This is a genomic window from Empedobacter sp. GD03797 (genome assembly GCF_029842105.1).
In the GTDB taxonomy this organism is placed as follows: Bacteria; Bacteroidota; Bacteroidia; order Flavobacteriales; family Weeksellaceae; genus Empedobacter; species Empedobacter falsenii_C.
Window position 1 is genome coordinate 1 of record NZ_JAOCFS010000050.1, and the last position, 9,330, is coordinate 9,330.

The 9,330-nt window shown below is 31.9% G+C and carries 6 protein-coding genes; 4 read left to right on the forward strand and 2 right to left on the reverse strand.

Translation table 11 applies throughout. The annotated features are described in order from the left end of the window. Positions 1-76: 76 nt before the first annotated feature. Both N5D90_RS16690 and N5D90_RS16695 read right to left on the reverse strand, forming a co-directional pair. On the reverse strand, positions 77-2,515 hold the full coding sequence (locus N5D90_RS16690; RefSeq protein WP_280063417.1) for a carboxypeptidase-like regulatory domain-containing protein: 2,439 nt from the start codon (positions 2,513-2,515) through the stop codon (positions 77-79). Positions 2,516-2,888: 373 nt separating this feature from the next. After that, positions 2,889-4,154, reverse strand: coding sequence for a M23 family metallopeptidase (locus N5D90_RS16695; RefSeq protein WP_280063418.1), 1,266 nt, complete (start codon positions 4,152-4,154; stop codon positions 2,889-2,891). A 237-nt stretch (positions 4,155-4,391) separates the two neighbouring features. Between N5D90_RS16695 and N5D90_RS16700 the strand changes: the two genes are divergently transcribed. From N5D90_RS16700 to N5D90_RS16715, 4 genes are all read left to right on the forward strand, one after another. Further along, the gene (locus N5D90_RS16700) at positions 4,392-4,709 is read left to right on the forward strand and encodes a hypothetical protein (protein ID WP_280063420.1); all 318 of its coding nucleotides are present in this window, start codon (positions 4,392-4,394) and stop codon (positions 4,707-4,709) included. A gap of 218 nt (positions 4,710-4,927) precedes the next feature. After that, positions 4,928-6,145 (forward strand): site-specific integrase, encoded by a 1,218-nt coding sequence (locus N5D90_RS16705; protein WP_280063421.1) that lies wholly within the window; start codon positions 4,928-4,930, stop codon positions 6,143-6,145. 86 nt (positions 6,146-6,231) lie between these two features. Next, positions 6,232-6,846, forward strand: a complete 615-nt coding sequence (locus N5D90_RS16710; RefSeq protein WP_221854769.1) for an alpha-ketoglutarate-dependent dioxygenase AlkB — start codon at positions 6,232-6,234, stop codon at positions 6,844-6,846. Next, positions 6,846-9,330: DEAD/DEAH box helicase (locus N5D90_RS16715; protein ID WP_280063423.1), on the forward strand; the 2,485-nt coding region annotated here is incomplete at its 3' end. The genes N5D90_RS16710 and N5D90_RS16715, both read left to right, overlap by 1 nt.

Sequence of the window (9,330 nt, forward strand, 5' to 3'; positions counted from 1 at the left end):
TATCTTGCGAGCTTTACTTTGAGGATGCGAAGTTGAAATGAATTCAACTTGACATCTATAAGGTTAGAGGATTATCTTAAAACTTAAAATTAATTTTTCCATTCAAGAAACGTCCTGTCAAATAATTTGGCATTGTATAAACTGCACTCGAATTTACGTCGCGAATCCATGAGTTACTGATTTCGTTTTTAATATCAAACACATTAAAGACATCTACACCAATCGAAATTTCTTTGAAATTACTCCAAAATGTTCCTTTTGATGGTTTCAATTCTTTTTGATTGATAATTTCTTTTACAAAACCGATATCCACACGTTTGTAATCTGTCAACGTTGTTTGATAATTATATGGATCTGCAAATTGTGGAGCTCCGTTAGGTAAACCAGAAGCATAAATTAAATTCACATTCACCTTGAAAGAAGGTAAAAACTCCATATAATCTTGGAAAAATGCAGATAATTTGAAACGCGGATCTGTAGGTAATGGAATATTTCCTTTGTCATCAATATTTTGGTAAGCACGAGCATACGAAGCCGAGAACCAAGAATCTATACCAGGAACAAACTGTCCAAATAAACGCATATCAAGCCCATACGCATAACCTTTCGAATTGTTATCTGCCGTATATCGAATTCTCACATTGTCCACATAATACGGATTCAAATCGTTTAAGATTTTGTAATAAACCTCAGTTGTTAATTTGAACGGACGATCCATCCACTTAAATTCGTAATCGTTTCCAAGAATAAAATGTATCGATTGTTGCGATTTTACTTTATCATTTAACGAACCATCTAAACGACGAATTTCGCGATAGAAGGGAGGTTGATAATAAACACCTGTCGAAAAACGGAACAACATATCGCTTTCCCAATCAGGTTTAATCGCGATTTGAGCACGAGGCGAAACAGTTGTTTCTTCGTTGAAATCCCAATAAGCTGCACGTACACCAGCGTTGAACATCACTTTTGCATCATTCCACATGAATTTGCTCGTGTATTGCGCATAACCAGAAATACGATTGGTTTTTAAATTATTTTTAGAGTTCACATAATAACTTAAATTCAAACCATTTCCTGGATTTGGATTTACAACATATCCTGTCGAATCAATAGCTTGCCATTCACCTAATAAATCACGAATATCTTCTTGTTGAAATTTTGCACCCCACTCAATATCATTGTTTCCGTTGATTTTGTATTTTCCTTTGTGTTGAATTCCGGCAACTAATGCATCAAAATTATTTCGTGCATGATCGATTTGCGAACCAACATCATTCGTAGAAGTAGCAAAGCCTTTTTCGTCTACTTCAGAAATGAAATAAGAACCTTGAATATCAAAATATTCGCGCTCTTTCGAATGATAAGCAAAAACATCTAACCCTAAATCTACTTTAGAATTTGGTTGATACGTAAACGATAAACTTCCTGTTTCTGTCGCAAATTTATCATCTTCTTTTCCGTCATAAAAAACAGTTAGCAACAAGGGAGTATCCATTGTATTGATATAAGTTTCACGTTTTATAGGAAACATTTCGTAGCGCGAACGCGACATTGTTCCCAAAAATGCAACATTCCATTTATCATTTAATTTATAATTGATATTGGCTTGCACATCGTAATATTCAGGATTGAAATTGGTATCACCTTTTAAGGTATTTAATACTAAATTTCTGTTTTGATAACGAGCTCCAACAATTGCCGAAAGTTTTTTATCTTTAGAACCTCCGCCTAATGTCAAGCTTCCGCCCATTAAACTAGCTTCTAATTGACCTTCAAATTTTGTTGGACGTTTGTAGGTAACATCTAAAACAGAAGACATTTTGTCGCCATATTTTGCTTCCCAACCACCAGCAGAAAAGTTGATAAATTGTGTCATCGCAGGATTTACAAAGCCTAAACCTTCTTGTTCACCAGAACGAATTAATTGAGGTTTGTAAACTTCGATTCCGTTAACGTAAATTAAATTTTCGTCATAATTTCCTCCGCGAACCATATATTGCGAACTCAATTCGGTATTCGAATTTACGAAAGGTAATGTTTTCAATAAATCGGCAACTCCGCCAGTCAAACTAGGTCCTTGTTGCATTTGCGCAGCACTCAAAACAGTACTTTGCAAAGGTTTATTTTTATTGGATTGAAAAGAAATTGTTGCTTCACCTAATTCGATCGCATTGGTTTGATCAGGAACTAATTGAACAAAAATTTCTTTCTTGTTTTTATCTTTTAGCGTAAACGTTTGTGCAAACGAATGATAACCATTGTTGTTAAAAGTTACGGTAACGGAAGAATTTGATGGAATATCAATTTTGAAATTACCATTTTGATCCGTAAAATAAGATTGATCGTTGACAATAATCTCAGCTTCACTGATTGGAATTCTATTTTCGTCGACAACTTTACCATTAATTTGCGCAGTTTGAGCAAATAAAATTCCACCCAAAAGAGATAAACTTATGGTACTAAGAAATCTTTTTGAATGTTGTAGAGTACGTTGCTGTGTTGTTTTTTTCATCTTTCACGTTTAATTCTAATTGATGGTCACCAACCGAAATCTGTTCTTTGTTCAAATTAATCGATAATCGTTTAATTTTTTGATCATATTCGGCTAAAACCCACTTACCATCGATATAAGCTTTATAGTCTTTTATCCCAGATTGTGCATCATCAATTGTAAATTTGATAATAGCATTAGCTTGAGTAAATTGACTATCTGATTTGATATTTAACGGAGTAATTGTCGGTTTAGTATTGTCAATTAAAATAGAAAAAACGCCAAAATCTTTTGGATTCGCAACAAGCTTCCCATTTTTGAGCTCTGTTGTTAAATAATCTTTTTTCCAAGCGCCTCTTTTTTGATATTCGCGTACAATAACAGCTTTGTCTAATTACGCTGTCGGAATATCAGCAGTCGGTTCTATTGCTAAGGTGTAAGATTGATGAATTGGCATATAATAATCGCCCACCCAATGTTTACCATTCGAGAATTTATAAGCTAAATCAAAATCTTCATAAAAAATATTTTTAGGGAAAAATATTTCGATTCCATCAGATTTGAAATGATTTTCTTTGTTCCACAACATTGGATTTGTTTCAGGAAGTTTCGCAGAATCTACAAATGCTTTTCCATTAACAGTAAAAGATTGCGAAGATAAATTGCCAGCATAATCAGAAACATCAATTTTTACTTTGTACGATTTTCCATCTTCAAGTTCTAAAATTCCATTGTTTTTTAAGTTAGAATACATTCTAACAGGATTTCCATCTTTCACAAAACCTTGGTACACCCAACTGTTATTCTTCTGAATATCGCCATAATCACAAACTGTATTTATAGCTCGCGCTTCGTCAAACGAAAAACGATTAGAAGTAAACGTGTAAATTGGTTCATCGTTCACATAAATATTGATTTGATGAACACCATTATTGTTTTCTGCCCCATTGTGCTTGTCATATGTTTTTACACCAAAACCTATTGCACCAGAAGCAGAAATTGTTCCGCCATTTGCTACAACAACTCGGTTAGTTTTCTGGTTCACATCGCCATAAATTGGATAAGCATATAAACCTAAAATAGATGGTTTTCGTGTATCAGGTAAATCAAAACCAAAGTAAAAAGGATTAATTGGTTCTTCCGTTTTGGTATCACGAATTTCGAAATGCAAATGTGGACCTCCAGATCCTCCAGAATTTCCAGAAAGCGCAATCAAATCGCCCATTTTAACAGGAAGTTCGTTTGGTTTTGGATGCAATTCGATCTTAAACGTTTCATTTGCATATTGTTGTTTACGCACATATTCTTGCAATTCTGGCGTAAATTCTCTCAAATGCGCATAAACAGAAGTATATCCATTTGGATGATCGATATAAAGAGCATTTCCATAGCCGGTTGGCGAAATATTAATACGAGAAATGTAACCATCTCCAACCGCTTTTACTTTCAGACCTTCGCGTTGTTGTGTTTTGATATCAAGCCCAGCGTGGAAATGATTGGCACGTAATTCTCCAAAATTACCAGCCAAATAATTGGTGATTTCTAAAGGATTTTGGAAGATATTTTTTGGATATGTTTCGGATTTTGGTTGTTCTGCTCGTTGTCCAAAAACAACGGAACTTAGTAATAAGTTTAGGAAAATTGGCTTAATCACTTTCATTTTTTCTTTTCAATAATTAACAAATCAGTTAAAAGTAAACTAAATCTTTTACAAACATCTTTAATCTTTTGAATATCTGAAAATTATTTCAAGATAAATCTTTGTAAAATAAAATTAAATAAATGATTATCAGTGTTTTGTATTTGTAAAATAATAAACAAGTAAAAGAAAAGGATTTTGGTGAATGATTGAAAAATGATGCAACTAATTTTAAATCAAACATTAAAAAACATCATTATGAGAAAAATTATTTTAGCACTTTTTATAGTTGCTTCTATTGTAAGTTGTAAACAATACAAGAATTCAGAGAGTAATGCAGAATTGACTACAGATGCGAAAGAAGAAGTTGCGGTTTCTAATGCTGCAAATCCAGAAGTAGAAGGGAAGGTTTTCAAATCGAATGCGTTGATTGAAATGAAAGTAAAAGACGCGATGAATGATGCGGTTCAAATCGAAGAAAATGCGATTGCTCTGAATGGATTTGTGCTGAACAGCGAAATGAATAACCAAATATTAGATTCGGATAAAGTTGAATTATCCGAAAACATAATATGACAATACTATTTTTCTCTAAATTGCCTATTTATAAGAGTTTAACGATTGTTAAAGTTTCAATTTAAAGTACTCTAACGCATTGAAATCCTTGATTTGTTGTACCAATTGTTGTACCTTAGAATCACGTTACATTCGTTTGCATCAGCAAGTTACAAAAAAAATTCACTTGATTGCATTCGTTTAGAAAAGTAGATTTTTAACTAATAATACAATTTCCAATGGCTTCAATCAAATTAGTCCTTCGTACCAACCAAGAAGATAAAACAGGGCACAGTCCATTGTATATCCGGTTAATCAAGGATCGTAAAACAAAATTTATAGCAACTGGAGTAAAGTTGAAAGAAAACGAATGGGATGATGTCAAACAAAAAGTAAAACGCAATTATCCCAATTCAACGAGAATGAATGCTTTCTTATCTCAAAAGATAGCAGATGCAGAAGCGATGGTTGCTGATAACGAGCGAAAGCGTGGAAATATCTCCGCTAAGCGATTAAAAGAAGCGATCAAAGGAAAAGATATTAAGAACTTCTTTGAATATGCTTACGAGCGTTGTGAACGTGTCAGAGGGAATGTATCACCTCAAACCTATAAAGCTTATAAAATGAATATTCAAAAGTTCGAGAAGTTTTTAGGTACAAACGAAATCTACTTTGAAGATATCACAGTAACAGTTTTAAATGATTATGTCAATTTTATGAGCAATCGTTTAAAGAATGGTTCTACAACTATGCATTATGCTTTAAATATTCTGGCGATAATGTTTAAAGATGCCATTCGTGAAGAAGTCATCACTTTAAATACTTATCCATTTGCGAGTGTAAGAATCAAAAAAGACAAGAGTACAAGACTGTTTTTAAACAAAGAACAAATAGAGCAGCTAAAAAATCACAAGAGTTCATCTGGTCAAACAGATACGTATTTCCGTGATATGTTTATTTTCAGTTGTTATGCGGGTGGATTACGTTTTGGTGATGTCGTTACCTTACAATGGAAAAACTATGATGAAAACGAACAACGTATCAGATTAAACATTCGTAAAACGAAACGTTCACATCAATTCAAAGTAGGTCAATCGGCTTTAGAGATTTTAAACAAATACAAGAAAGAAACTTCCGAATCAGATGATTTTATTTTTCCAATCATTTCAGAAGCAAATTTCTTCGAACAATCCAACGAATACCAACTAAAAGTAATAGCTGCCAAAAATACTTTATGTGGTCAGAAATTGCGTAGAATCGGTAAAGAATTAGAATTTCCATTCTCGTTATCATTCCATTTAAGCCGACATACATTTGCAACCCAAGCTTTAGCTAACGGAATGCGTATTGAGTACGTTTCAAAATTGTTAGATCACTCAGATATTGGAACAACTCAAATCTATGCAAAAATCGTAAACGAAGAATTAGATAAAGCAGTAGAGAAGTATATTTTGTAAATTAAAATAATTGTTAAATTACACTATATTGCGTTAAAATCTTAGCTTTGTATAAACTATATTTTTAACCATATTTATAATAAATAATGGATCAACTTGATTTATTTGCTGAACCTAAAAACCCTTATGAACCAATTCAAATAATGAATGGTTCATATATCTATATTGACAATTTTTTTAATAGGATTGAAGCAGACTTTTTCTTAAATGATTTTATAAATAACATCGTTTGGGAACAGCAATCTATGAATATGTATGGTAAAATTATTCCTTTTCCCAGGTTAACAACTTGGTATGGCGATAATGATAAACCTTATACTTTTTCAGGAATTACTTTACAACCTCACCCTTGGAATGAATCTTTATTAAAAATTAAAAGTAGAATAGAACCTTTAAGTGGTGTAAATTTTAATAGTGTATTACTAAATCGTTATCGTGATGGTAATGATTCTATTTCATGGCATACCGACGCCGAAAAGGAACTAGGTAATAACCCAGTAATTGCTTCAGTAAACTTTGGAGAAGAACGTGTCTTTCAGTTAAAACACAAGGATACAGGTGAACGTATTGATATACCATTAAAACATGGTAGTTTATTAATTATGATGGGTGAATTACAACATTTTTGGAAACATCAAGTTCCAAAATCTAAAAAAACTATGAAAGAACGTGTTAACTTAACTTTCCGTGTAATAAAATAATGAGTAATAACTTCATTCAAAAAGTTTCCAATTTATCACCATTAAACTTTTCAAATATTAGAAAATTAGCAAATGAAGAATTAAATCATTTGTCTAAAATTGAGAAGGATCAATTATGGGATAAATTAGATCGTGGAGTAGCTCTTTTAGATACACACGAACTATTGTGCCAATATTTGTTTTCATTTGGAAATATGCATCAAGCTAAATTGTTAGATGCATTTAAATATTTACCTAAAAATTTGATTCAGCAGCCTTTTGAAGTTATTGATTGGGGATGTGGTCAAGCAATGGGAACGATTAATTTGTTGGATTTTTTACAAATCAATAGTTCAATTAGTAATGTAAAGAAAGTTACTTTGATAGAACCTTCAGAAATGGCTTTGGATCGTGCTGTTGATTTAGTAATGTGTTATCAAAATCAATATGATTTTGAATTAAAATCTTATGCCCGCTTCTTTGAAGATATAGACAAAGTTGAATTATCTTCCCATTCAGAGTTTCCTATTATTCATATATTTTCTAATATTCTTGATGTTGCTCAAATTGATTTAAAATATTTAGCTTCATTAGTAGATGGCAATAAGAATAAAAACCAGTATTTGGTTTGTGTCGGTCCATTGAATCCAATGAATCAGCGTATTGATGCATTTTTAAATTATTTCAGCCTTAAAAATAGAAATACAATACACCAATTCGAGGATAGTTATTATAGAGATAAATGGACGAATAAAACAAAGATTTATGAATTAGTAGCTGATAATGAACCGCACTTAATTCCAATTGAATATTATCCAGCAGTGCAGTTTACAGCCGCATATGAGTTAGATATCATAACTCAGATTCGTAAAGAACTAAATCTTAATATTGATTATGGATATTTTGATACTGTTGCACCTTTCGATTTAGGAGCTTCTGTTTATGATGATATCAATCCTGTTTTAGCTGTATTAAATAATATTATTTGTCGTGGTATTCCTACGAAAGCTAGTCCTTTCGTGGAGAATATTTTTGCTTCTCATTTTGATTTAAGTAAAAAAACGGATAATCATTTCGTAATTGAATATGAGCAAAATGTAACGATAAATTTAGATCAATTAAAATCCATTATTGAAAATGGAGTTGATAAAAACAGTTCTAATAATTTAGAATTAATTCAGCATATATATACACCAATTGCCATTGCACGTTTTCAAAAAGTTTTGGTCGAAGCTATTTTAACCGGACATTTAGAGATTGAATCTGAAAAATGGGAGTTCTTAATCGAAGAAAAAGATGTTCCTTTTGCGTATATAGCAATTGAAGACTTTAAAGTGATGTATGATAACCTAATAAGTTTAACGCAAGATTATGAGCATTTAGTACTACCTGAAATTAGTCTTACGGTGATTAATACATCTGTTTTTAATTCTTCAGCATTACATTTAGGAAATGAAGTTCATCAAAAAGCGAATCAAAGTATACGTAATAAAACATACGACTTAGTTTTTACCTTGAGTTTAAGTAAGTCTAATGTTTATGAAATTGAAGATTTTAGTCAATACAAAGCGAAAAACAATTGTTATTTCAATTCGTGTACAGCCATAACTAAAAAAGCTAAACGATATATTTATACAACTGATTTAATAGTTTATAAAAATTTAGTAACCAAAGATCAAGGAGGTAATTATTCGGATATTATCGAGACGAAAGAAAAATTAGAATATTTCGTTCAATTGTTGTTTAGAAAAGTTGCTTTCAGACCTGGTCAATTACCTATACTGGATCGTGCGATGCAGCACAAACCTGTTATTGGATTATTACCTACTGGTGGAGGTAAATCATTGACTTATCAAGTTGCAGCTATGTTACAACCTGGGGTTACAATGATTATCGACCCTCTAAAATCTTTAATGAAAGATCAATACGATGGTCTAATTAATATAGGAATAGATAGTGCAGGTTATTTAAATTCATCACAATCTTCAGTAGAGAAAAAAGCTGTTGAATCTCAATTAGAAAATTCACAATTACAATTTATTTTTCTCTCACCTGAGCGTTTAGCGATCTATTCATTTCGTGAGCGATTAAAACACATGCACGATTATAACGTGTATTTTGCTTATGGAGTAATTGATGAAGTGCATTGTGTTTCTGAATGGGGACATGACTTTAGATTCTCCTATCTGCATTTAGGTAGGAACTTATATAATTATGTGCGTTCTAAGAATAAGGAAATTTCGTTGTATGGTTTGACCGCTACTGCTTCTTTTGACGTATTAGCAGATGTTGAACGTGAGCTATCAGGAAATGGTGCATTTGATTTAGATGCAGATACCATTGTTCGTTATGAGAATACTAATAGGTTAGAACTTCAATACAAAATTGAAAAAGTGCCAATTGAGTTTGAAGTAGATCAATATTACGACAAAAATAAAGTACTTGATCAAACTCTACCGAAAGCTTTAAATATTTCAAATTCATTTAAAGCTTTTGAATCTAAAG